The 24,900-nt window shown below is 65.9% G+C and carries 22 protein-coding genes; 12 read left to right on the top strand and 10 right to left on the bottom strand.

The window, feature by feature from the left end; translation table 11 throughout:
* Positions 1-32 precede the first annotated feature (32 nt).
* On the top strand, positions 33-1,898 hold the full coding sequence (gene recQ, locus C8C94_RS19325; RefSeq protein WP_121422983.1) for a DNA helicase RecQ: 1,866 nt from the start codon (positions 33-35) through the stop codon (positions 1,896-1,898).
* A 68-nt stretch (positions 1,899-1,966) separates the two neighbouring features.
* Here recQ and ipdC read toward each other — a convergent pair whose 3' ends face one another.
* From ipdC to C8C94_RS19295, 6 genes are all read right to left on the bottom strand, one after another.
* The gene (ipdC, locus tag C8C94_RS19320; RefSeq protein ID WP_121421858.1) at positions 1,967-3,625 is read right to left on the bottom strand and encodes an indolepyruvate/phenylpyruvate decarboxylase; all 1,659 of its coding nucleotides are present in this window, start codon (positions 3,623-3,625) and stop codon (positions 1,967-1,969) included.
* A gap of 188 nt (positions 3,626-3,813) precedes the next feature.
* The gene (locus C8C94_RS19315) at positions 3,814-4,461 is read right to left on the bottom strand and encodes an anaerobic ribonucleoside-triphosphate reductase activating protein (protein WP_199731456.1); all 648 of its coding nucleotides are present in this window, start codon (positions 4,459-4,461) and stop codon (positions 3,814-3,816) included.
* Positions 4,462-4,498: 37 nt separating this feature from the next.
* Positions 4,499-4,702: an anaerobic ribonucleoside-triphosphate reductase gene (gene nrdD, locus C8C94_RS19310; RefSeq protein ID WP_055402467.1), complete on the bottom strand. Its 204-nt coding sequence runs from the start codon at positions 4,700-4,702 to the stop codon at positions 4,499-4,501.
* Between the two features lie 97 nt (positions 4,703-4,799).
* Positions 4,800-6,818, bottom strand: coding sequence for a ribonucleoside triphosphate reductase (locus C8C94_RS19305; protein WP_121421856.1), 2,019 nt, complete (start codon positions 6,816-6,818; stop codon positions 4,800-4,802).
* Between the two features lie 218 nt (positions 6,819-7,036).
* A complete protein-coding gene (locus tag C8C94_RS19300) occupies positions 7,037-7,465 on the bottom strand; it encodes a hemerythrin domain-containing protein (protein ID WP_121421855.1) in 429 nt (142 codons plus the stop codon).
* Positions 7,466-7,536: 71 nt separating this feature from the next.
* Positions 7,537-9,819: a nitric-oxide reductase large subunit gene (locus tag C8C94_RS19295; RefSeq protein ID WP_121421854.1), complete on the bottom strand. Its 2,283-nt coding sequence runs from the start codon at positions 9,817-9,819 to the stop codon at positions 7,537-7,539.
* A 238-nt stretch (positions 9,820-10,057) separates the two neighbouring features.
* Here C8C94_RS19295 and norR point away from each other — a divergent pair, with 238 nt between their 5' ends.
* The 5 genes from norR (at position 10,058) to C8C94_RS19275 (ending at position 16,132) form a co-directional block, all read left to right on the top strand.
* On the top strand, positions 10,058-11,623 hold the full coding sequence (gene norR / locus C8C94_RS19290; protein WP_121421853.1) for a nitric oxide reductase transcriptional regulator NorR: 1,566 nt from the start codon (positions 10,058-10,060) through the stop codon (positions 11,621-11,623).
* A 114-nt stretch (positions 11,624-11,737) separates the two neighbouring features.
* The gene (locus C8C94_RS19285) at positions 11,738-12,937 is read left to right on the top strand and encodes a threonine ammonia-lyase (protein WP_121421852.1); all 1,200 of its coding nucleotides are present in this window, start codon (positions 11,738-11,740) and stop codon (positions 12,935-12,937) included.
* 76 nt (positions 12,938-13,013) lie between these two features.
* Positions 13,014-13,160, top strand: a complete 147-nt coding sequence (locus tag C8C94_RS25760) for a hypothetical protein (protein WP_176887814.1) — start codon at positions 13,014-13,016, stop codon at positions 13,158-13,160.
* A gap of 95 nt (positions 13,161-13,255) precedes the next feature.
* On the top strand, positions 13,256-13,966 hold the full coding sequence (gene queC, locus C8C94_RS19280) for a 7-cyano-7-deazaguanine synthase QueC (RefSeq protein WP_121421851.1): 711 nt from the start codon (positions 13,256-13,258) through the stop codon (positions 13,964-13,966).
* A gap of 294 nt (positions 13,967-14,260) precedes the next feature.
* Entirely contained in the window at positions 14,261-16,132 is a 1,872-nt protein-coding gene (locus tag C8C94_RS19275) for a phosphoenolpyruvate carboxykinase (GTP) (protein ID WP_121421850.1), read from the top strand.
* Between the two features lie 183 nt (positions 16,133-16,315).
* On the opposite strand, the gene C8C94_RS19270 is transcribed toward C8C94_RS19275, so the two are convergent.
* Positions 16,316-16,756 (bottom strand): hypothetical protein, encoded by a 441-nt coding sequence (locus C8C94_RS19270; RefSeq protein ID WP_055397233.1) that lies wholly within the window; start codon positions 16,754-16,756, stop codon positions 16,316-16,318.
* A 126-nt stretch (positions 16,757-16,882) separates the two neighbouring features.
* Between C8C94_RS19270 and C8C94_RS19265 the strand changes: the two genes are divergently transcribed.
* From C8C94_RS19265 to C8C94_RS19245, 5 genes are all read left to right on the top strand, one after another.
* Entirely contained in the window at positions 16,883-17,842 is a 960-nt protein-coding gene (locus tag C8C94_RS19265; protein ID WP_121421849.1) for a LysR family transcriptional regulator, read from the top strand.
* 34 nt (positions 17,843-17,876) lie between these two features.
* The gene (locus tag C8C94_RS19260; RefSeq protein WP_121421848.1) at positions 17,877-18,722 is read left to right on the top strand and encodes a metallophosphoesterase; all 846 of its coding nucleotides are present in this window, start codon (positions 17,877-17,879) and stop codon (positions 18,720-18,722) included.
* A 111-nt stretch (positions 18,723-18,833) separates the two neighbouring features.
* A complete protein-coding gene (locus C8C94_RS19255) occupies positions 18,834-19,256 on the top strand; it encodes a universal stress protein (protein WP_055397239.1) in 423 nt (140 codons plus the stop codon).
* A 179-nt stretch (positions 19,257-19,435) separates the two neighbouring features.
* Entirely contained in the window at positions 19,436-19,891 is a 456-nt protein-coding gene (locus C8C94_RS19250; RefSeq protein WP_121421847.1) for a fasciclin domain-containing protein, read from the top strand.
* Between the two features lie 57 nt (positions 19,892-19,948).
* Positions 19,949-20,887 (top strand): fasciclin domain-containing protein, encoded by a 939-nt coding sequence (locus C8C94_RS19245; protein WP_121421846.1) that lies wholly within the window; start codon positions 19,949-19,951, stop codon positions 20,885-20,887.
* A 97-nt stretch (positions 20,888-20,984) separates the two neighbouring features.
* On the opposite strand, the gene C8C94_RS19240 is transcribed toward C8C94_RS19245, so the two are convergent.
* On the bottom strand, positions 20,985-21,599 hold the full coding sequence (locus C8C94_RS19240) for a TetR/AcrR family transcriptional regulator (RefSeq protein WP_055397245.1): 615 nt from the start codon (positions 21,597-21,599) through the stop codon (positions 20,985-20,987).
* An 84-nt stretch (positions 21,600-21,683) separates the two neighbouring features.
* Complete coding sequence (locus tag C8C94_RS19235; protein ID WP_055397292.1) at positions 21,684-22,604, bottom strand: LysR family transcriptional regulator ArgP; 921 nt, start codon at positions 22,602-22,604, stop codon at positions 21,684-21,686.
* A 176-nt stretch (positions 22,605-22,780) separates the two neighbouring features.
* Here C8C94_RS19235 and C8C94_RS19230 point away from each other — a divergent pair, with 176 nt between their 5' ends.
* Complete coding sequence (locus C8C94_RS19230) at positions 22,781-24,124, top strand: D-amino acid dehydrogenase (RefSeq protein WP_121421845.1); 1,344 nt, start codon at positions 22,781-22,783, stop codon at positions 24,122-24,124.
* Between the two features lie 68 nt (positions 24,125-24,192).
* On the opposite strand, the gene C8C94_RS19225 is transcribed toward C8C94_RS19230, so the two are convergent.
* A complete protein-coding gene (locus C8C94_RS19225) occupies positions 24,193-24,897 on the bottom strand; it encodes an SDR family oxidoreductase (protein WP_121421844.1) in 705 nt (234 codons plus the stop codon).
* Between the last annotated feature and the right edge of the window lie 3 nt (positions 24,898-24,900).

Raw genomic sequence — 24,900 nt, 5'->3', positions numbered from 1 at the left:
GTATTCGCTTGGTGTCTCGCCCGTCTTCCGTGTTGTCCCCTGCCCAGTCTGTCTTGCAGGATGTCTTCGGCTACGAACAGTTCCGCGGCCCGCAGCAAGCGATCGTCGAGCATGTGATTGGCGGCGGCGACGCGCTGGTGCTGATGCCCACGGGCGGAGGCAAGTCGCTGTGCTACCAGGTGCCGGCCATCGTGCGCCAGCAGCAGGGGCGCGGGGTGACCATCGTGATTTCGCCGCTGATCGCGCTGATGCACGACCAGGTGGGCGCGCTGCACGAGGCGGGGGTGGACGCCGCGTTCCTGAACTCGACGCTGAGCTACGACGAGACCCAGGACGTGGAGCTGCGCCTGCAGACAGGCGACCTCACGCTGCTGTATGCCGCGCCCGAGCGGCTGAACACGCCCCGTTTCCTGGGCCTGCTCGACAGCCTGTACAGCGGCGGCCACCTGAGCCTGTTCGCCATCGACGAAGCACACTGCGTCAGCCAGTGGGGCCACGATTTCCGCCCCGAATACCGCGCGCTCACGCTGCTGCACGAGCGTTACCCGCAAGCACCGCGCATTGCGCTCACCGCCACGGCCGATGCGCTCACGCGCGAGGACATCGTCGAGCGGCTGCAGCTGCAGGATGCACGGCTGTTCATCAGCAGCTTTGACCGGCCCAACATCCGCTACCGCATCGAGGAAAAGAAGGACGCCACCACGCAGCTGCTGCGCTTCATCGAGCGCGAGCATGCGGGCGAGGCGGGCGTGGTGTATTGCCAGTCGCGCAAGCGCGTGGAAGAGCTGGCCACCACGCTGAGCGACGCGGGCATCACCGCCCTGCCCTACCACGCGGGTCTGGACACGAAAGTGCGTCAGAAGAACCAGGATCGCTTCCTGCGCGAGGAAGGCATCGTGATGGTGGCCACCATCGCGTTCGGCATGGGCATCGACAAGCCGGATGTGCGTTTTGTGGCCCATGTGGACATGCCCAAGAACATCGAGGGCTACTACCAGGAAACGGGCCGCGCGGGCCGCGACGGGCTGAACGCCGATGCCTGGATGGCGTATGGCCTGAACGACGTGGTCAACCAGCGCCGCATGATCGACGAAAGCCCGGCGGGCGAGGAGTTCAAGCAGGCGCTGCGCGGCAAGCTCGACGCGCTGCTGGCGCTGGCCGAGGCCACCGACTGCCGCCGCGTGCGGCTGCTGGCGTACTTTGGGGAGCAGTCCACGCCCTGCGGCAACTGCGACAACTGCCTGAACCCACCGGCGGTGTGGGACGCCACGGATGCGGCACGCAAGCTGCTCTCCACCATCTACCGCGTGAACCAGGCCAGCGGCATCAACTTTGGCACGGGACACATCATGGACATCCTGCGCGGCAAGAAGACCGAGAAGGTCGCGCAGTTCGGGCACGAAAAAATCTCCACCTTCGGCATTGGTGCAGACCTGACCGAGCCCCAGCTGCGCGGCGTGCTGCGCCAGCTGATCGCCACCGGCGCGTTAGGCCTGCAGAAGGTGATGCTGGACAGCGGCCACAGCTTTGACACGCTGTGCCTCACCGAGGGTTCGCGCGCGGTGCTCAAGGGCGAGGTGCCGGTGCAGTTGCGCGAGTCGGTGTCGTCCGCACCGGCCAAACGCACGCGCACCCGCACGGGCAGCGCGCCGCCCGCCGCGGCCGCCAATCTTGGCCCCGATGCGCAGGTGCGTTTCATCAACCTCAAGGCCTGGCGCGCCGAGGTGGCACGCGAGCACAACCTGCCTGCGTATGTGATCTTTCACGATGCCACTTTGGCCGCGATTGCCGAGCGCAACCCCGGCACGCTCGACGACCTGCAGGGCATCAGCGGGATGGGGGCGAAAAAGCTGGAGGCGTACGGGGCAGACGTGCTGCGCGTGGTGCGCGCGGGGTAGCCCCGCTGCCGCGCTTTGCTGCCCCGCGATGCGATGCGTGCGGGCCTACGTGAACAGATCCTTCGCGCTCAGGCGGCCGACGCTGCCCGCGCCCGCAGCGCCCGGATGCCTTCCGAAAACCGCCGCAGTGTGGGCGTGCTGTCGCCCGGTGGCACCATCAGCTCGATGAGCTGAAAGCGACCGCGCTCGGCAAACGCGGCATCGAGTGCCGCCTTGAACTGCGCCCGCGTGTGCACCCGGTGGCCGCGCCCGCCCAGCGCATCGGCGGCCTGGGCCAGGTGCCAGTCGCCCAGGGCGGCGCAGCGCGATTCGGTCTGGAAGGCGCGGATCATTTCCCAGGTCTGGTTGTTGAGCACGATGGCGATGGGGTCCAGCCCCAGGCGCGGGCAGTTGCCCAGCTCCCAGCCCGTCATTTGAAAGGCGCCGTCGCCCACCAGGATCAGGCTGCGCTGGCCCGTGGCCACCTGCGCACCGATGCCGGCCGGCACGCCGAAGCCCATGGAGGCGTAGTAGCCCGGCGCCACCAGCGGGGTGGGCAGCAGCTCCATCGCAGCAAACAGGCAGTCGCCAATGTCCGCGACGATGTTCATGGGGCCGTGCGCGCGGATGCGGTCGTTGAGCGCGCGGGAGAGGTCGGCCGCACACACGGGCGCATCGTCGGCCACCAGGCCTTCGGGGCAAGTGGGCGGGGGCGGCAGGGCGCGCGACGGCTTGGCGCCTGCGGCCGGGGCGCGAGCCAGCAGCGCTTCCACCAGCGCGGCCAGCGGGATGTTCGGGTACAGGTGGTGGCCCACGCGCACCTCGCGGTGCGCGGCGATGAGCGCGCGGCGAAAGTCCATGCGCTGGGCGCTCACGCCGAAATTGCTGTCCGACAGGATGGCGCCCAGCATCACGGGCAGGTCGGAGTCGTCGAGCAGCGCACTGGTCTCGGGCGCGCCCGCCACGCCCAGGTAGGTGCCGTGCAGCTGTACGCCGGAGTGCACGCCCTCCTCCGCCAGCAGCCCCCGGCCCATGAAGGTGGTGAGCACCGGCAGCTGCAGGCGCCGCGCCAGCTCGGCCACGCGGGCCTCCAGGCCAAAGCGGCGCACCTCCACGTCCACCACCAGCACGGGGCGCTGGGCTGCCTGGATGCGGGCCATCCATTCGTCGGCGCACTCGGCCACGGCGGCTTCATTGAAGGTGCTGGGCGGCAGCAGGGGCACCTCGGCCATGGGGTGCAGCGTCATGTCGCGCGGCACCTCGATGAGCACGGGCTGCGAGTATTCGCGGCAGCTGCGCAGCACGCGGGCCAGCTCGGCGGGCGCGGTGGCAGGGTCGGACAGGCGCACCTGGTCGCAGGTGATCTCGCGGAAGATCCGCCATTGCGAATCGACATGGCGCACCTGGTGGTGCAGCACCAGGCCCGAGTGCGCCTCGACCTCGCCGGGGCAGCCGGCCAGCACCACCAGCGGCGAGCGCTCGGCATAGGCCCCCGCCACGGCGTTGACCACGTTGAGCGCGCCCGCGCCGTAGGTGACGGCCACCACGCCCAGGCCGCAGTGCATGCGCGCGGCGGCATCGGCGGCAAAGCCCAGCGAGGGCTCGTGGCTGAGCGTGACCAGGGGCAGGATGCCGCTCTCCTCGATCTGCTTGAACAGGGGGAGGATGAAGTCGCCGGGGATGCCGAAGATTTCGCGCGCGCCATGGGTTTTGAGCGCGTGCAGCAGCTGGAGGCCGAGGGGGGTCATGGACGTGTTCCTTGCGGGTGATGCCGTTGTGCGGCGGTGGCGGATGATCCACGCGGCGTGACCAAGGCGGCTCTGATGCGCATCAAACCCAGCGACTCCTAGCGCGAGTTCGCAGATTCGTTCTGTTTTCGACCTAGAAGCGCAACAAATCTGCGCGAAGCACCGACCAAACCCGGAGCCCCGCCCGCTCAGGCCCGGCGCAGCGTGAAGGAGGGGAACCACGCGGCCAGTTGCTGCTGGTGCGCCGTGGTCAGCGCCCAGGCCGGTGCGCCAGGTGCGCGGCATTCCTGCAGCGCCCAGCGGCGCACGCCGCGCGCGGCCAGGGCCTGGGCCAGGTCCAGCAACTCATCCACACCAAACAGGCCCGCGTGCCAGGTGGTGCGGCATTCGTGGTCGGTGCCATAGGCCAGAAGCACCTCCAGCCCGGCCCAGGCGCGCGCACCGCTGCCGGGCGTGGCGGTGATGGCGTTGTAGCGCTGCGGCAGGGCCTTGATGTCCAGACCCACCCAGTCCAGTTGCGGCAGCACGGCCGCCAGCCGCTCGGGGTACATGCCGCCGGTGTGCAGGGCGGTCTGCAGGCCCAGGCTGCGCACTGCGTTCAGCGCCACGCCCAGGCCCGCCTGCAGCGTGGGCTCGCCGCCCGAGAAAACCACGCCGTCCAGCAGGCCACGTCGGCTTTCCAAAAAGGCCAGCGCCTGCGCCCAGGGCAGCGCCCCCGCAGCAGTGGCGTCCAGCAGTTCGGGGTTGTGGCAATAGCCGCAACGCCAGGGGCAACCCTGGCAATACAAAACGGCCGCGAGGCGGCCGGGGAAGTCGATGGTGGTGAGCGGTGTCATGCCGCCCAGCCGCAGCGCGGACGCGGGTGCCCGTGCCTCAGCAGGCGTTGCTGCTGCAGCCACGGCCCTGCTCGGCGAAGAAGCGGCGCTCGGCATGTTCGCCCTGCTTGCCGGTATTGAAGCTGGCTACAGGGCGGTGATAGCCCATCACGCGGGTCCAGACCTCGCAGGGCTGGCGCTCGTCGTCGGTGAGTTGCACGGCGGCCAGAGCGGCCTGTTCGGGGGTAGAAAAATGGCTCACGAAAACTCCTTCAGGGTTGAGAAATTTGCTATCTTTTTAATAGCTTCATGCGCTTGATGGACATGCGATTGATGCCAATCAAGCTTGATATTCGGCGTCAGGCGGCCAGGCGCCGCCGCTTGGCATCCAGCCGCTCTTCGTCGCAGCGCGGGCAGAACGGGTGCTCGCCCGCCAGGTAGCCGTGCGTGGGGCAGATGGAGAACGTGGGCGTGACGGTGATGTAGGGCAGGCGGAAGTTCGTCAGCGCGCGCCGCACCAGCTCGCGGCAGGCCACGCCGCTGGAAACGCGCTCGCCCATGTACAGGTGCAGCACGGTGCCGCCGGTGTATTTGCCCTGCAGTGCCTCCTGCCGCATCAGCGCCTCGAACGGGTCGTCGGTGAAGCCCACGGGCAGCTGCGAGGAGTTGGTGTAGTACGGCTGCTCGGCCGTGCCCGCCTGCAGGATGGCGGGCCAGCGCTTCTTGTCTTCCTTGGCGAAGCGGTAGGTAGTGCCTTCGGCGGGCGTGGCCTCCAGGTTGTAGAGGTGGCCGGTTTCTTCCTGGAAGGCGGTCATGCGCTCGCGCACGTGGTCGAGCAGGCGCACGGCAAACGCATGGCCCCATTCGCTGGTGATGTCGTGCTGGTCTGCCGTGAAGTTGCGCACCATCTCGTTGATGCCGTTCACACCCAGCGTGCTGAAGTGGTTGCGCAAGGTGCCCAGGTAGCGCTTGGTGTAGGGGAACAGGCCCTGGTCCATGAGGCGCTGGATGAGCTTGCGTTTGGTCTCCAGGCTCTGCTTGCCCAGCTCCATGAGGCGGTCCAGCGCGGCAAAAAGACCGGCTTCATCGCCCGCATGCAAATACCCGAGGCGTGCGCAGTTGATCGTCACCACGCCCAGGCTGCCCGTCTGCTCGGCGCTGCCGAACAGGCCGTTGCCGCGCTTGAGCAGCTCGCGCAAATCCAGCTGCAGGCGGCAGCACATGGAGCGCACCATGTTCGGCTCCAGTTCGGAGTTGATGAAGTTCTGGAAGTACGGCAGACCGTACTTGGCTGTCATGTCAAACAGCAGCTGCGCGTTCTCGCTCTCCCACGGAAAATCTTTGGTGATGTTGTAGGTGGGGATGGGGAAGGTGAACACCCGGCCCTTGGCATCGCCGGTGGTCATCACATCGATGTAGGCGCGGTTGATGAGGTCCATCTCGGCCTGCAGGTCGCCGTAGGCGAAGGGCATCTCCTGGCCCGCGATCACGGGCACCTGCTCGCGCAGGTCTTCGGGGCAGGTCCAGTCGAAGGTGAGGTTGGTGAACGGCGTTTGCGTGCCCCAGCGCGAGGGCACGTTGAGGTTGTAGACCAGCTCCTGGATGCATTGGCGCACCTGCGCGTAGTCCATGCCGTCCTTGCGCACGAAGGGTGCCATGTAGGTGTCGAACGACGAGAACGCCTGCGCGCCCGCCCACTCGTTCTGCAGCGTGCCCAGGAAGTTCACGATCTGCCCCACGGCGGAACTCATGTGCTTGGGCGGCCCCGCCTCCACCTTGCCCGGCACGCCGTTGAGCCCCTCGTGCAGCAGCGTGCGCAGCGACCAGCCCGCGCAGTAGCCGCTGAGCATGTCGAGATCGTGGATGTGGATATCGCCATTGCGGTGCGCCTCGCCGATCTCCGGCGTGTAGACGTGCGACAGCCAGTAGTTGGCCGTAACCTTGCCCGCCACGTTCAGGATCAGCCCGCCCAGCGAGTAGCCCTGGTTGGCGTTGGCGTTCACCCGCCAGTCGGCGCGCGTGAGGTATTCGTTGATGGAGCTTTCCACATCCACCAGCGTCTGCCGGTCGGCGCGCAGCGTGGCGTGCTGCTCACGGTAGACGATGTAGGCACGCGCCGTGGCCAGGTGGTTGGCGGCGATCAGCGTCTGCTCGGCCACGTCCTGGATCTGCTCGATGGTGGGGGCCTCGCCCTGGAAGCGGTGGATCAGCACCTTGGTGACCTGCGCGGTGAGCAGCGCCGCTTCTTCGGCGCCATATTCACCCGAAGCCTGGCCCGCGCTGGCCAGCGCAGCGCGGATGCGTTCGGCATCAAAAGGAACGCGCTGGCCACTGCGCAAAACGACTTCGCGGGGCAAGGTGGCAAGGGTGGACGCCATGGGTTCGACCAATCTGTGGAACGGGTTAAAAACACTACCTATGGTGTCCACGATACCCACCAAACACCATAGGTAGTTTGATTCAACACAATCGAGGCGGTAAGCAGGGGTAAAAAAATGCCGGCACAGGGGCCGGCAGAAAGGAAGGTGCCGTCAGGCCCTACCGATGGATCAGAGGTGCATGCGCAGGCATGCAGTGGGGTGCAGGAGGGTGCTGCTCAATGGCAGGCGGTGGCTTCTTCCTCCTCGATGCGCGGATAGAAGTCATGGTCTTCGCGCTGCATGCGCTCGAACACACGGCGCAGCACCACGTTGGCCTCGTTGCGAAAGCCCTGGGCATCGCGGCGCACGCCCTCGGCGGTGTTCCAGCGGCGCGCAAACGCGTCGTAGGCGCTGGCGATCGATGCCATCTCGCTTTGGTACTGGCGGCCCAGGCGCGCCAGTTCGGCGTTGCCGCCGCGCTGCAGTGCGGGGTACAGCACCTGGTCTTCCACGGCCAGGTGCAGCTTGATGGTGCCGCTCATCGCCACGATGCCGTGCGCGATGGCGCTGGCATTGGCCTCCACGCCCGCCTGGGCCAGGGCGCGCAAGGTGGCGATGCTGCGCAGGATGTCGGTGTGCTGGTGTTTGAATTTGTCGAGGTTCATGGTCAGTCCTTGTGGGCAAACGGTGTGTGAGCGCGGTGGCCGCTTGTGGCAGCCGCCGCACACAGTGCATTTCAGCGACGGGCCTGTGCCAGGTAGGGGCCCGCTTGCGCCGGGGCGCGCGAGCCGAACAGCCCGCTCACCACCTGCCAGGCCATGGCCAGTGCGCCGACGATGAAGACCACGTCGCCAAAGGTGCGCACCCAGCGCAGGGTCTGCATGAAGGGCTGCTGCATGAAGGCTTCGCCCCGGGCGTACCACAGGCCTTCGCTCACGCTGGCGTGGAACTGGAACAGTCCGATGGGCAGCAGGCTGGTGGCAATCATCAGCACCAGGCCCGCATTGAGCCACCAGAAGCCCGTCTTCATGAGCCATTCGCTGAACACCAATTGCGGGCGGATGTAGCGCAGCACCAGCAGCGTGAAGCCCAGCGCCAGGAAGCCATACACACCGAACAGCGCAGCGTGGGCATGCACCGGCGTGGTGTTGAGGCCCTGCAGGTAATACAGCGCAATTGGCGGGTTGATCATGAAGCCGAAGACGCCCGCGCCCAGCATGTTCCAGAAGGCCACGGCCACGAAGCACATGAGGGGCCACTTGAGGTTGGCCATCCACTTCGCGCGGTGCTGCAGGCGCCAGTGTTCCCAGGCCTCATGACCCAGCACCACCAGGGGCACCACTTCCAGCGCGCTGAACGATGCGCCCACGGCCATCACCGGCGTGGTGGTGCCGCTGAAGTACAGGTGGTGGAAAGTGCCGGGCACGCCGCCCAGCATGAACAGCGAGGCCGAGGCCAGGCTGGCGGCCGTGGCCATGCGTGGCGACACGAGGCCGAGCGTCGAGAAGATGAAGGCCAGCGCCGTGGTGGCGAACACTTCAAAGAAGCCCTCGACCCACAGGTGCACCACCCACCAGCGCCAGTACTCCATCACCGACAGGTGGGTACGCTCGCCGTAGAAGAAGCCCGCGCCGTAGAACAGGCCGATGGCCACCACCGACGCCGTCAGCAGCGCCAGCAGGTTCTTGTCGCCGCCGGGGGTGCGCAGCGCCGGAACGATGCCGCGCAGCATGAGCACCAGCCAGAAGGCGATGCCGGTGAACTTGCCGATCTGCCACAGGCGGCCCAGGTCCACGTATTCATAGCCCTGGTGGCCCAGCCAGAAGTTCCACTCGGGCGGCATGATCTGCGCGATGGCCAGGTAGTTGCCGACGAACGAGCCCACTACCACCACGACCAGCGCCCAGAACAGGATGTCCACACCGAGCTTCTGGTAGGCCGGGTCCTTGCCCCCATTGATGAGCGGCGCGAGGAACAGGCCGGCAGCCAGGAAGCCCGTGGCGATCCAGAACAGCGCGCTCTGGATGTGCCAGGTGCGCACCAGCGAATACGGGAACCACTGCGACACGTTGATGCCGTAGAACTGCTGGCCTTCCACCGTGTAATGCGCGGTGAAGCCGCCCAGCAGCACCTGGAAGCTGAACAGCGCAACGATGAGGAACAGGTATTTGCCCAGCCCGCGCTGCGAGGGCGTGAGCGGCACGCGCGAGAGCGGGTCGTGCTGGGGTGGTGTCGGCTCTACCTCTTCGTGTTTGCGCAGGAAGGCCCAGCCCCACACGAGGAAGCCCACGCCCGCCATCATCACGACCACGCTCATCACCGACCAGACCATGTTCTCGGCCGTGGGCTTGTTGCCGACCAGCGGCTCGTGGGGCCAGTTGTTGGTGTACGTTGCCGTGGTTCCAGGGCGCTCGGTGGCGGCGGCCCAGGCCGTCCAGAAGAAGAAACCCGTCATCTGCGCGCGCCGCTCGGGGCTGGGCAGGGTGTTCTCCTTCATGGCGAAGTGCTCGCGGGTCTTGTGCAGCGCGGGCACGTCGCTGAAGAGCTGGTCGTAGTACAGCGCGGTCATCGCGATCGCGTCGGCCCGCACCGAGGACACCGTGGCCACGCCCGTCTCGGGGCTGTAGGTGTTGGTGCGGTACTCGGTCTTCATGCGGTCGCGCAGCACAGCCTGGGCGGCGGCGTCGAGCTCGGCAAAGGGCTTGCCGTGCGCACGCTCAGCGGCCACGTCAAGCCAGTTGAGCAGCTCGCGGTGCAGCCAGTCGGCTGTCCAGTCGGGCGCCTGGTAGGCGCCGTGGCCCCAGATGGAACCCAGCTGCATGCCGCCCACCGACTGCCAGGCGGTCTGTCCGTCGAGGATGCTGTCATGGGTGAAAAGCACTTCACCCCCTGCCGTGGCGATCTTCGCGGGGATGGGCGGCGCGGTGCGGTAGACCTCGGCGCCGTAGTAGCCCAGCAGGCTGAAGGTGACGATGAGCACGCCAATCAGCGTGAACCAGAGCTTGCGGTAGTTACCCATGGCGGGCCTCCTGCTTCAACAGAACAACAACGAAGGGGCTGCGCCAGCGTGCGCTGGCGGCGTGGGGTCGGGGTCTTGTGGTCATGGCTTTTCTGAACGAGTGAATCGATGTCCCTGCCCACATCGCAAGCGCCGGGCCAGGGCTGCAGGCCTGTCAAATCAACCACTTACACCGGCCATGGTTTTTGTGACCCTTCCCAAATGGGGTTTAATTCACCCACTGAAGGTAAATATCACCATGGACCATAGCCTCCTGCTGGCCGACTTGGCCACCGACCTGCCCCAGGCCGTGCGCCTGCAGCGGCTGGCCGACCACCTGCGCACCCGCTTTCACTGCGGCGCCGTGGCCCTGCTGCAGCTGGAAGAAGACCACCTGCGCCCCGTGGCCGTGGAGGGTCTGGTGCGCGAGTCGCTGGGCCGGCGCTTTGTGGTCAGCCAGCACCCCCGGCTCGCGGCCATCCTGGCGCGGCGCGAGGTGACCTGCTTCGACCACGACAGCACCCTGCCCGACCCCTACGACGGCCTGCTCGACACCCTGGTGGGCGAGCCCCTGCCCGTGCACGACTGCATGGGCGTGAGCCTGTGGGTGGACGGCAAGGCCTGGGGCGTGCTGACGCTGGACGCGCTGCAGACCGGCACCTTCGGCGATGCCGCACGCGCCGCCCTGGCCGACTGCAAGGTGCTGGTGGAGGCGGCCGTGCGCATCTCGCGGCTGGAGCGCGAGGTGCAGGCGCTGCGCAGCGCCCCCCACACCCGCAGCGCCGACGACGAGCGCACCACCCGCGCGGGCGATGGCGACATGGAGATCGTCGGCCAGAGCGAGCCCCTGCTGCGGCTGCTGCACGAGCTCACGGTGGTGGCGGGCTCGGACCTGCCCGTGTTGTTGCTGGGCGAAACCGGTGTGGGCAAGGAGCTGTTTGCACGCCTGCTGCACCGCCAGTCCACGCGCGCTGCCCGCCCGCTGGTGCACGTGAACTGCGCGGCGCTGCCTGAGTCGCTGGCCGAGAGCGAGCTCTTCGGCCACGTGCGCGGTGCGTTCTCCGGCGCAGTGGCCGACCGGCCGGGGCGCTTTGAAGCGGCCGAGGGCGGCACGCTGTTCCTTGATGAGGTGGGCGAGTTGCCGCTGGCCGTGCAGGCCAAGCTGCTGCGCACGCTGCAGAACGGCGAGATCCAGCGCCTGGGCGCCGACCGACCGCGCCGCGTGGACGTGCGCGTGATCGCCGCCACCAACCGCAACCTGCGCGAGCAGGTGCGCGACGGCGCGTTCCGCGCCGACCTGTACCACCGGCTGTCGGTGTACCCCGTGCCCATCCCGCCGCTGCGCGAACGGGGCAACGATGTGCTGCTGCTGGCAGGCCGCTTTCTGGAACTGAACCGTGCCCGCCTGGGCCTGCGCAGCCTGCGGCTGTCGGCCAGCGCGCAGGATGCACTGCGCCGCTACCCCTGGCCGGGCAACATCCGCGAGCTGGAGCATGTGGTCAGCCGCGCCGCCCTCAAGGCCCTGAGCCGGGGCGTGAACCGCGCCGACATCGTGACGCTGGAGCCCGCGCTGCTCGACCTGGACGCCGACGCCGCCAGCGTGGCCCACGCCCCCCTGGATGCCGGTGCCCCCGCTGTGGCCACCACGCCGCCCACCCCCACCACCGCCGAAGGCCCGCTGCGCGATGCCGTGGATGCCTGCCAGCGGCTCGCCATCACGCAGGCCCTGGCACGTCACCAGGGCAACTGGGCTCAGGCCGCGCGTGCGCTGGAGGTGGATGCGAGCAACCTGCACAAGCTGGCGCGCAGGCTGGGGATCAAGTAAGCAGTTTCAAAAACAATAGCTGCTAGCGCTTTACAGATAAGCGCTAGCGGCCTATTTGATGCCAAATCACACATCATCGGGCCCCTGCGAACGCCGCTGCGCCACAATCGGCCCATGCTGACCCTTCAAGACATCCGTGATGCCGCCACCCGCCTACAAGGCCACGTGCTGGACACTCCATGCGTTGAATCCAAAACGCTTTCGCAAATCGTGGGCGCGCAGGTGTTTCTCAAGTTCGAGAACCTGCAATTCACCGCCTCGTTCAAGGAACGCGGCGCCTGCAACCGGCTCACGCTGCTGACCGACGCTGAGCGCGCACGCGGCGTGGTGGCCATGAGCGCGGGCAACCATGCGCAGGGCGTGGCCTACCACGCGCAGCGACTGGGCCTGCGCGCCGTGATCGTGATGCCGCGTTTTACCCCCGGCGTGAAAGTGGAGCGCACGCGCGGTTTTGGCGCCGAGGTGGTGCTGCATGGCGACACCCTGGAAGAGGCACGCGCCCACGCCTACGCGCTGGCCGATGCGCAGGGCTTGACCTTTGTGCATCCGTATGACGATGAAGGCGTGGCCGCCGGCCAGGGCACGCTGGGCCTGGAGATGCTGCAGGCCGTGCCCGACCTGGACACGCTGGTGATCGCCGTGGGCGGCGGCGGGCTGATCTCGGGCGTGGCCACGGCGGCCAAGGCGATCAAGCCCGGGATCGAGATCATTGGCGTACAAACCACCCGTTTCCCTGCGATGGTCAACGCGGTCAAGGGCACAAGCCACCCGCAGGGCACATCCACCATCGCCGAAGGCATTGCCGTGGGCACGCCGGGCAAGATCACGCAGGAGATCGTGAAGCGCCTGGTGGACGATCTGGTGCTGGTGGATGAGGGGGACATCGAGCAGGCCGTGCTGATGCTGCTGGAAATCGAAAAGACCCTGGTCGAGGGCGCAGGCGCCGCAGGTCTGGCTGCGCTGGTGCGCTACCCCGAACGCTTCAAGGGCAAGCGCGTAGGCCTGGTGCTGTGCGGTGGCAACATCGACCCGCTGCTGCTGGCGGCGATCATCGAGCGAGGCATGGTGCGCTCGGGGCGCCTGGCGCGCATCAAGGTCAGCGCACGCGATGTGCCCGGCGTGCTGGCGCGTATCACCGCCACCGTGGCCGACGCGGGTGCCAACATCGAGGAGGTGCACCACCAGCGCGCCTTCACCATGCTGGCCGCGCAGAACGTGGAGATCGAATTGGTGCTGCAAACCCGCGGCAAGACCCATGTGGATGAGGTGCTGGCGCAGTTGCGCACGGCGGGCATGCAGGCCGATCTGATCTGAGGGACAGCAGGGTTTTGCGCCCTGAAGGGACAGTCGCAGCTAGAATTGCGCAAGTTTTAAGCATCTGGAGCCCACCATGTCTGACCACAACACCTCGCACGCCCCTGAAACGCACTCGGCAGACGCCGTTGAAAACGTGGTGCCGCTCATGCCCGTGGTGCTGCCCGTGGTTGGCGGCATCATGATGTTCTTGCTGGCATTCATTGCCGTGACAATGGCCTGATTGCCCTGCGCTGGCATGTCACCCGAAGCCCCGCACAGCGGGGCTTTTTTTCGTCCCGCACCACCCCCTTATCCCCGTCTGACCTGGAGAACCGCATGAGACCCGGACACGCACTCGTTTTATTTTCCGGCGGTCAGGACTCCACGACCTGCTTGGCCTGGGCGCTGGAGAACTTTGCCCACGTGGAAACCATCGGCTTTGACTATGGCCAGCGCCACCACATCGAGCTGCAGGCACGGCAGACGGTGCTGTCATCGCTGCGCGCGCAGTTCCCGCACTGGGCGGCCAAGCTGGGGGACGACCACATGCTCGACCTGGCGGTGCTGGGCCACATCAGTGACACGGCGTTGACCAGCGACACCGAAATCCAGATGACCGCTGCCGGCCTGCCCAACACCTTTGTGCCCGGGCGCAACCTGCTGTTCTTCCAGTTGGCGGCTGCCGTGGGCTACCGGCGTGGCCTGCACACCATGGTGGGCGGCATGTGCGAGACCGATTTTTCGGGCTACCCCGATTGCCGCGACGACACGCTCAAGGCGCTGCAGGTGGCGGTGTCGCTGGGCATGGGCCAGCGTTTCACCTTCGACGCACCGCTGATGTGGCTGGACAAGGCCGAGACCTGGGAATTGGCCCGGACCCTCGGTGGGCAAGCGCTGGTCGATCTGATCGTGAACGACTCGCACACCTGCTACCACGGTGTGCGCGACACGCTGCATGCCTGGGGATACGGCTGTGGCACGTGCCCCGCCTGCGCGCTGCGCAGGAGCGGCTACGAACGGTGGAAGGGCGGTTCGGCCAGCCTTTGATGCGAGGGAGCGGACAAATCCATGCATAACCTCATGTTTTTTTTGCATGGCTTTGACCCCTGTCTGACAGACAAAAGGGCGGCAGGTTCATAAAATTGACATCCCAGCCGACCCGCGGAATCCGTGGAACTAGCCTCCACCCGTGGGGCTGACACACGCTCCCGCCCGCCGACTGAGCACGAAAGCCGTTTTTTCAAAGGCAGCGCTCAGCACCGCAACTGCGCCAGGCCTCGCCGTGACCCGCCCGGTCCGCTTCCTTTGAAAAAACGTTTTTTCAACTTAGGAAGCTCCCCGATGAACGCACCCACGATGCAGGGCCTGAACCTCAACGCCCCCGCTTACGTCAAAAACGCCCGGCTGCTTGCCTGGGTGGCCGACATGGCCGCCCTGTGCAAACCCGACACCATTTACTGGTGCGATGGCTCCAAGGAAGAGTACGACCGCCTGTGCGAGCAACTGGTCCAGGCAGGCACCTTCAAGAAGCTCAACCCCGCCAAGCGCCCCGGCAGCTTCTTGGCCTGGTCCGATCCATCGGACGTGGCCCGTGTGGAAGACCGCACCTACATCTGCTCGGCCGCCAAGGAAGACGCCGGCCCCACCAACAACTGGATGGCTCCCGCCGAAATGCGCGCCACGCTGCAGCCCCTGTTTGACGGCTGCATGAAGGGCCGCACCATGTACGTGGTGCCCTTCAGCATGGGCCCGCTGGGCAGCCACATCGCCCACATCGGCGTGGAACTGACCGACAGCGCCTATGTGGCCGTGAACCAGCGCCTGATGACCCGCATGGGCAAGGCCGTGTACGACGTGCTGGGCGTGGAAGGCGAGTTCGTTCCCTGCATGCACACCGTGGGTGCCCCCCTGGCCGAAGGTGAGAAGGACACGACGAGCTGGCCTTGCAACCCCAAGGTCAAGTACATCGTCCACTACCCCGAAACGCGCGAAATCTGGTCCTACGGCTCGGGTTACGGCGGCAACGCGCTGCTGGGCAAGAAGTGCCTGGCATTGCGCATCGCGTCCACCATGGGCCGTGACCAGGGCTGGTTGGCTGAGCACATGCTCATCCTGGGCGTGACCAACCCCCAAGGCAAGAAGTACCACGTGGCAGCGGCCTTCCCCAGCGCCTGCGGCAAGACCAACTTCTCGATGCTGGTGCCGCCCGAGGCGGGCTTTGCCGGCTGGAAGGTCACCACCATCGGTGACGACATCGCCTGGATCAAGCCCCATGCCGACGGCAAGATGTACGCCATCAACCCCGAGGCGGGTTACTTTGGCGTGGCCCCCGGCACCAACATGCACACCAACCCCAACTGCATGCGCAGCCTGGACAAGGACGTGATCTTCACCAACGTGGCCCTGACGGACGACGGCGACGTGTGGTGGGAAGGCATGGAAAAGGACACCGGCAAGCTGCCGGACCACTTGATCGACTGGCAAGGCAAGGACTGGACGCCCCAGATCGCGAAGGAAACCGGCGCCAAGGCTGCCCACCCCAACTCGCGCTTCACGGTGGCTGCCACCAACAACCCGGCGCTCGACCCCCAGTGGGACGACGCCAATGGTGTGGCCATCGACGCCTTCATCTTCGGCGGCCGCCGCTCCACCACCGTCCCGCTGGTGACCGAAGCCCGCACCTGGACCGAAGGCGTGTACATGGCTGCCACCATGGGTTCCGAAACCACCGCTGCCGCTTTTGGCGCCCAAGGCGTGGTGCGCCGCGACCCCTTCGCCATGCTGCCCTTCTGCGGCTACAACATGAGCGACTACTTCCAGCACTGGCTCAACATGGAAGGCAAGATTGCCGCCACCGGCAAGGCGCTGCCCAAGGTGTTCTGCGTGAACTGGTTCCGAAAGGACGAAGCCGGCAAGTTCGTCTGGCCCGGTTATGGCGACAACATGCGTGTGCTCAAGTGGATGATCGACCGCATTGAAGGCCAGGCCCAAGGCCAGGAAACCATGTTTGGAGTGGCTCCGCAGTACGCGGAAATCAACTGGACGGGGCTGGATTTCAATGCCCAGCAGTTTGCTGCTGTGACCAGCATCGACAAGGCCGCTTGGGCCGATGAGTTCAAGCTGCACGATGCCCACTTTGAGCAGTTGGCTTACCACCTGCCCCCGGCTTTGCTCGCCACCAAGGCTGCGCTCGAAAAGCGCCTGGCAAGCTGATTCCGGGATCTTCTCAGTCCTGACAACCGCCCCTTCTGAAAAGGAGGGGCGGTTTTTTTGCGCTTGTGGATGCGGATACTGGATCAGCGCGATCCGTCCCGCGGCCATGAAAAAAGCCGTGGCGAACGCTCGCCACGGCTTCAAAAAATCCGATCACTGCACGGCGGACCGTGCATCATCTTCTCAGTAGTACTTGCGGATGTCTTCCACGGTGGCAATGCCCATGGCGTGGTTCAGTTCGGCCATGATGCGGGGGTCCTTCACAGCCACTTGCCAAGTACGCTCGTCATCCGCAGCGCGGCGGCGGGCTTCGGCCCAGCCGAGGGCGGCCACACGCAGGGCAGCACCGGCACGGCGTGCTGGGGCGGTCAGCAAAGCCAGGGCCGCAAACGCGACCAGCCACAGCACCATCCAAGCCGCGAGCAGGTGGCCTTCGCTCCAGGTGTCGATGACCTGGTTGGCCACTACCAGCAAGGCCGATACCACGGCCGCGAGCAGAAGCGTGGCAGCGCCACGGGCGCCATCAAAGTTGGCGGCTACGCTCTTGAGGGCGGCAGCGGCGTTTTCGGCGCGGACAACGCCGGGGTGTTCGGTGGGGTACTCAACGTGTGCAAAGCTGGTCATTTCGGTTTCCCTTTTCTAACGCTTGTGGCGAGATTGCCGGGCGATGGGGTGATATTAGGGTTTACCCTTTGCATGTTCAAGTTTATATTTTGAATCATTGATATTCATATTGATGATGAATTGACCATGACCCCCTTGAACTTCCGCTCCTTGGACCTGAACCTGCTGCGTGTTTTTGACGAGGTCATGGCCGAGCGCAGCCTCACACGCGCAGCGCACAAGCTGTCCGTCACCCAGCCTGCCGTGAGCAACGCCATGCGGCGCCTGCGCGATGTGCTGGGGGATGAGTTGGTGGTGCGCAGCGGCCAGGGCGTGGAGCCCACTGCGCGTGCGCTGGCCCTGTGGCCCCCTGTGCGCGAGGCCCTGGCCCACCTGCAAGAATCCCTGGCGCCGGGACACTTTAAGCCCGCCACGGCCGAATCCACCTTTGTGCTCGCCATGGCCGATGCCACGGCCGCCACCCTGGTACCGGCCTTGGTCGAAATCATCGAGCGGGAGGCGCCCGGTATTTCGATCCGGGTATTGCCCCTGACCACGCGCGACCCCCGCCGCCTGCTGGACGAAGAGGCGGCCGACATGGCGGTGGGCTATTTCCCAGCGGTGCTGGCAGACCTGACCGCCCGCGCGCAATCCGGGGGCGCAGTGGCCTTTGAAAGCCGCCGCCTGTACGACGGCGAATACGTGTGCGTGATGCGGCAAGGCCACCCTCTGGCCGATGCGCCCCTGACGCTGGACACCTATTGCGCCGCACGCCACATGCTCGTGAGCTTCTCAGGGCGCCCCTTCGGCTTCATCGACGAGGCCCTGGCGTCCCTGGGCCGCGAGCGCAAGGTGGTGATCACGGTCAACCAGTTCTTCACTGCCGGCCGGGTAGTCTCGGGCTCGGACCTGTTGACGGTGCTGCCCCGCCACTTTGTTCCCGTGACCGGCATTGCCGATGCGCTGGTGCAGCGGGCCCTGCCGCTGGATGTCCCACCCGTGCATGTGGACGCACTCTGGCGCCGGCGCGGGCCTCAGCAGGCCGCGATGACCTGGCTGCTGCACGCCCTGGCGCGCTCGGCGCGCCGGACTTTCCCCGAGGAGTGAGGCGCCCAGCCTGAACCCGTAGACTGCGCCCAGCATGAATATCCAGCTTTTGTCCGATCTGCACCTTGAGGCGCATCCCCACTTCGTCCCCGAACCGGCTCCCGGCGCCGATGTGCTGGTGCTTGCTGGCGACGTGGGCTCCTACCAGGAAGGCTCGCAGCTGGGCGACGAAGACTTTGGCCTGGCCCGGTTTTCACCATTGCCCGGGGGCGCAGGCTGGCCCACCCCCGTGCTTTTTGTGCCCGGCAACCACGAATACGATGCACAGGATTTCGACGCTGCCCACGAGCGGCTGCGCCGCACCTGTGACCGCCTGGGAATCACCTGGCTGGAGCGCGAGACCGTCGAGCTTCAAGGTGTGCGCTTCGTGGGCACCACACTCTGGAGCGATTTCGATGCACTCGCAGACCATGAAGGCAGCACCGACCTTGGCAGGCGGCTGAAACTGCGCGACAAGGCCTTTCGCGCAGCGAACTTCTACCTGCGCAAGACGGGCGGCACCCGCCACGCGGAGCCCTTTCTGGCCGAAGCCATGCGCGACCACGCACTGGTCTGCCAGCAGTGGCTGGCGCAAGCACTTGCGGTGCCTTTTGAAGGCCCCACGGTGGCCGTCACCCACTTTGCACCCAGCCTGCGCAGTGCCGATCCACGCTACGGACTGGTGCCCGGCACTGCGGGGTTCTGCAACGCCCTGGACAGCTTGTTGCCCCACGCGCAGCTGTGGCTGCACGGCCATCTGCACGCCCCGAGCGACTACACGGTGCAAGGTTTTCACGGCGACGGCACCCCCTGGCAGTGCCGCGTGGTGGCCAACCCCCTGGGCTATGCGCGCAAAGGCGAACAGGCGGCTTTCAAGGCGCAATGCTGCATCCCCGTATGATCAAGAGACGGGGCTCTGCCGCCCCGCAGCGCAGAAGAAAAACATGACCCAGGTCAAGACAACAGAAGTCCGCGCACGGTAGTCTGACCCAACCCTATTCCGGAGAACACCATGAACATCCTGCTTGCTGTCGATGGCAGCGCCTACACCAAAAAAATGCTGGCCTACCTGGCTACCCACGAGGAGCTGCTCGGTGGCAACCACCAGTACACCGCGCTCACCGTGCAGGCCCCGCTGCCGACACGCGCGCGCGCCGCTCTGGGCAAGGAAGTGGTGGACAGCTACCACGCCGAAGAGGCAGAAAAAATCCTGTCGCCCGTTTGCAAATTCCTGGCGCGCCATGGTGTGGACGCCAAGCGCGTCGTCAAGGTGGGCGCCGTGGGTGAGAACATCGCCAAGGTGGCTGACAGCGGCAAGTTCGACCTGCTGGTGATGGGCTCCCACGGCCATGGAGCCTTGGCCACCCTGGTCATGGGCTCGGTCACCACACAGGTGTTGGCCCATTGCAAGGTGCCATTGCTGATCGTTCGCTAAGCCGAACCACAAACAGCCCGGCCCACCACCAAAGCCCTGCTCCGGCAGGGCTTTTTTTTGCCCAAATGAAACCGATCGGTTACAACATAACTTATTGGTTTACTTAACGACCAATTAGTTATACATTCTCGCTGCGCCCATCCTGGCGTGTCATTTCCATCGAAACCGAGGAACGACCCATGAAAAAAACCCTGATCGCATTGGCCCTGACCGCAGGCGCCACCTTCACCGTGATGGCCCAGGACATCGTCGATACCGCCGTGAAGGCGGGTAATTTCAAGACCCTGGTGGCGGCCGTGCAGGCTGCGGGCCTGGTGGACACCCTCAAGGGCCCCGGCCCCTTCACGGTGTTTGCGCCCACCGACGAGGCTTTCGCCAAGATCCCCAAGGCCACCCTGGACGGCCTGCTGGCTGACAAGGCCGCACTGACCAAGGTGCTGACCTACCACGTGGTCCCCGGCAAGGTGATGGCCAAGGACGTCAAGGCCGGAAAGGTCAAGACCGTGCAGGGCCAGGAGATCACCGTGTCCACCAGCATGGGCGTGATGGTGGACCAGTCCAAGGTCATCGCGACCGATGTGGCTGCCAGCAATGGCGTGATCCACGCCATCGACACCGTTCTGATGCCCAAGTAAGCCCGCGGACTAACCGCTCGTCCCTTCCACCACCATCCACTAGCGAGGAGAAGCCCCATGAACACCGCATTCAACCGCCGTACCGTCTTGCTGGCCGCCGCCGTGGGCGCCAGCGCCACCTTGTTGCAGGCCTGTGGCGGCGGCGACGATGAGCCCCAGCGCAACATCGTCGAAGTCGCCCAGAACAATCCTGACCTCAGCATCCTCGTCGAAGCAGTGGTCGCCGCTGGTCTGGCGCCCACTCTGAGCACCGGCATGCTCACGGTTTTCGCCCCGACCAACGCCGCCTTTGCAGCATTGCTCAGCGAGCTGGGCGTGACCAAGGAGGCCCTGCTGGCCGACAAGCCCCTGCTGACAGCGGTACTGACCTACCACGTGCTCGGCAGCAGGGTCCCGCGTGCAGACGTCCCCCTGGGCAAGGCCATCACGCCCGTGTCAGGCGGCTTCTTCAAGATCGAGTCGGCCAACGGCCTGAAGATCACCGATGGTCGCAACCGCGTTTCCACCATCACGGCCACGGACATCCAGGCCAGCAACGGCGTGGTGCATCTGGTGGACCGCGTGCTGCTGCCAGCCAACAAGGACATCGTCGCCACCGCCTCGGCGCTGCCGGACTTCAGCATCCTGGTGGAAGCCGTGGTGGCTGCCGGCTTGGCCACCACCTTGCAGGGAGCCGGCCCGTTCACGGTGTTTGCGCCGACCAACGCCGCGTTTGCAGCGCTGCTGGCCGAGCTCGGGGTGACCAAGGAAGCCCTGCTGGCGGACACCGCGCTGCTGACCACGGTGCTTACCTACCACGTGGTACCCGCGCGCGTGCTCAAGGCCGAGGTCCCTATCAATACCGCCATTGCCACCGTCCAGGGACAAACCTTCACGGTGAACGCAAGCCTCGTGATCACCGACCAGAACCTGCGCACCAGCAACATCACCATGGCCGACGTGTTCACCAGCAACGGTGTGATCCATGTCGTGGACAAGGTGATCCTGCCCAAGTAAGCCGGTGGCTGTGAGCCCCGTGAGCCCCACGCAAGAAAGCCCGGCATGCCGGGCTTTCTTTTTTGGGTGCGTACGAAACGCTGGAAAGGAGACGCGACTACCGCGCTGCCAGCCCGTCGAAACAGGTGCGCACCACCAGATCCACGATTTCCGCATCGGAATACTGGCCGCCTTCCTTGAGAAAACTCACCACCGGGTCGCAGGCGCGCGCATACAACGTGTAGAGCACCACCAGCGGCGGCAAGGTGGGGCTGATCACGCCCTGTGCCTGGGCCTGGGTGATCCATTCACCAATCTGGTCGCTCACGGCCACGAGGCCGTTGAGGTAGTCCTTGTTGGCCATCAGCACCGCGCGCAGCGTGGAATTGCGGCTGGGCAGCAGCGGCATTTCGTTGCTCAGCAGCCGCTCCAGCGACCAGCGCACCAGCGCATGGAGCTTTTCAAGCGGGGGCATCTCGGTGGGCAGATCTGCCAGGTAGGCCTGCACACGGCCCAGAATCTGCACCATGGCGGCGCTGCACAGCTCTTCCTTGCTGCAGAAGTGCTTGTACAGACTGGCTTTGGCAATGCCCACGGCATTGGCCACGTCGTCCATGGTCATGGCATCGAAGGCCTTTTCGCCCAGGAGCTGGCAGGTCGACTGGAGGATGGCATCCTCGCGCGCCTGGTGCATCTGCTCTTTGAACGAAACTTTGGGTTGCGGCGTTTGCATGGCTTGTATTTTATACATTGCAGTAAAAAAATAAATGACTAAGTTGCAATACAACTACGTCGTTCACGTTTTACCCTGCAGGAATCATGCCGCAGGCGCCTCCAGCGTCCGCGCGGCGGTGGCGGTCAGGGCCGCCGTCAGGGCGTCCAGCACGGCCGATTCCAGGTTCCAGCAGTGCCAGTACAGCTGGATGGGCAGGGAGCGGCCTGGTGCCAGATTCACCATGCTGCCGTCCGCCAGCGCCTCGCGCGCCATCAGCTCGGGCATCACACCCACTGCCCAGCCTGCGGCCACGGCGCGCATCTGCGCCTCGGAACCCGGCACGAACAGGTGGTTGAGCGCCACGCGCTTGAGCCCGAATGCACGCGCCACAAACTCGGCAGCCATGTCGTCCTTGCGGTTGAACGACAGGAACGACACCTCGCGAAAGTTGTGCGGCGTGAGCCCCTGGGGCAGGTACTGCTCCGCATAGCTGGCCGACGCCACGGCCACGTAGTGCATGGCGCCCAGCGGCACCATCTTGCACCCACGCAGTGCCTGCTTGAGCGTGGTCACGCAGCCCAGCACCTGACCAGAGCGCAGCCATTCCTGCGTGAAATCCTGGTCGTCCACGATGATTTCCAGCGGCAGGCGCTGGCGCACCAACTCGTGCAGCGCGCCCATCGCCCAAGTGGCGATGCTGTCTGCGTTGATGGCAATCGAGATGCGCTCATCCTCGCGCGTGCCGCCCGGGGCGCTGGGCGCCAGCTCGTGCAGGTCGCGCTCCAGGTCTGCGCGCAGCAGGCGCATCTGCTTGGTGTGCTTGAGCAGCAGCTGCCCGGCCGACGTGGGCCGCAGGGGTCGGCTGCGCACGATGAGCACCGAGCCCACCTGCGCCTCCAGGGCGCGCAGGCGCTGTGAGACGGCCGACTGTGTGACGTTCAGGCGCTGCGCAGCGCGCTCGAAGCCGCCCTCTTCAACGATGGCGGCAAGGCATTCCAGGGCGGCGGGATCGTAGGTGCTCATGGTCTCGGGCTCGAACAAAAGAGGGTTGTCTCTACCGCACCGTTTATTAGGTGCGCTGATGTTTTTGGAGTAAGTTTAATTTTGCTTTTAGTTGAATGCAATGTCGCGCACACTGCGCCCCATCGTGTCCCGCACTGGGGCGGGTGGCACGCAAAGGCTCACAAGGCATTCCGCATATGAAAACCATTGTTCTCGGCGCCGGCATCATCGGCATCAGCACGGCGTGGCACCTGCTTGAACGCGGTCACGAGGTCATCGTGATCGACCGCCAGCCCGATGCTGCGCTCGAAACCAGTTTTGCCAATGCAGCACAGATCTCGGTGAGCTACTGCGAGCCCTGGGCCAACCGCGAGGCGCCGCTCAAGGCGCTCAAGTGGATGTTCGACAAGGAAGCCCCGCTGCTGTTTCGCCCGCAGATGGACTGGCAGCAGTGGCGCTGGGGCCTGCAGTTTCTGGCGCAGTGCAACGACGCCGCGTTCGAGCGCAATGTGCAGCAGATCGTGGCGCTGGGCGCCTACAGCCATGCCGCGCTCAAGGACCTGGTCAGCACCACGGGCATTGAATACAACCGGCTCGAACGCGGCATTGCCCACTTCTACACCGACCAGAAATCCTTTGACGCCGCCGGCCACGCCGTGGAGCTCATGCGCAAGCACGGCGTGCAGCGCCGCCTGGTCAGCCGCGATGAGCTGCTCAAGATTGAGCCCGCGTTCAAGGCCTACGGCGACAAGATCACCGGCGGCACCTACACCAGCACCGACGAAAGCGGCGACGCCCGCGTGTTCACGCAGGAGCTGGCCCGCCGCTGCATGGCACGCGGCGCGCAGTTCCTCTACGGCCACGATGTGCTGCGCCTGAATAAAATCGGCAATGCTATTGATTCAGTAGCTGTCATGCCAAAACAGACAAGCGCTGGCGGCAAAAAAGACTTCATATTGAAGGCCGACGCCGTCGTCGTCGCCTGCGGTTCCTACAGCGCGCCGCTGCTGCGCAGCGTGGGCGTGGACCTGCCGATCTACCCTGGCAAGGGCTACAGCGCCACGTTCCCGCTGCTCAAGCCCGAGGGCGCGCCCATGGTCTCCACCATCGACGATGGCAAGAAGATCGCCATGAGCCGCCTGGGCAACCACCTGCGCGTGGCGGGCACCATCGAGCTCAACGGCTGGGACCTGACGCTCGACAGCTCCCTGGCGCGCGCACGCTGCCACATGCTCTCGCGCCGCATCGAAGCCATCCTGCCCGGCGTGTGCGACACCCGCACGCCCGAACAAGGCGGCGACCCGCAGTACTGGACCGGCCTGCGCCCGGCCACCCCCACCAACATCCCGTTCATCGGGCAGACCCGCGTGGGCAAGCTCTGGGTGAATGCGGGCCACGGCACGCTGGGCTGGACACACGGTGCCGGTTCAGGCAAGGCGCTGGCCGAGCTGATCAGCGGCGAACAGCCTGCGATGAACTTCGGCTTCCTGGGCCACCAAGGATCTGCACGGCGCGCATCGGCCACGGCGCTGGCCGCCTGAGAGCACCCACACAGCCTGCCCGGGTTGGGCGGGTCCATCACACCAACCCGCTCATTGCGCGCGGGCACTCAGGTGGCCAGCGCGAGGCCGCCGTCCACCCGCAGGTTCTGCCCGTTGATGTAGCCCGCGCCTTCCGAGGCCAGGAACGCGATGGTCGCGGCCACTTCGGCGGCCTGCCCATACCGCTGCAGCGGCACTGCGGCGCGGCGCTCTTCCCACACGGGCAAGGTGTCGATCCATCCCGGCAACACGTTGTTCATGCGGATGTTGTGCTGCGAATGGCTGTCTACAAAGATCCTCGTGAACGAAGCCAGCCCGGCGCGCACCAGCGCCGATGTCGGAAACAGCGCACTCGGGTCCACCGCCCAGGCCGCCGACAGGTTCACGATCACGCCACCACGCTGCGCTTGCATCAAGGGGGCCACCAGCCGCGTGGGCCGGATCACGCTCTGCAGATAGGTGTCCGTCCCCTGCAGCCACCGCTCATCCGCCAGAGACAACAACGGCGCGCGCGGTTCATGGCCGGTGCTGTTGATGAGCACATCGACCCGGCCCCAGCGGGCTTGCGCCAGATCCACCAGGCGGCCCAGATCCGCCAGGCACTGGCTGGACCCCGTGACGCCAACGCCTCCGAGCTCCTGGGCCATGGCCTCGCCTTTGCCCGACGACGAAAGAATGCCGACCTGAAAACCATCCTCTGCCAACCGGCGGGCGGTGGCAGCGGCAACGCCGGTGCCGCCCGCGGTGATGAGCGCTACTTTTTCTACTGCCATGAT

It is taken from the genome of Acidovorax sp. 94, from assembly GCF_003634645.1.
Lineage (GTDB): Bacteria > Pseudomonadota > Gammaproteobacteria > Burkholderiales > Burkholderiaceae_C > Acidovorax > Acidovorax facilis.
Note: the sequence above shows the minus strand (reverse complement) of the source record. Positions and strands in the feature narration are given on the sequence as shown.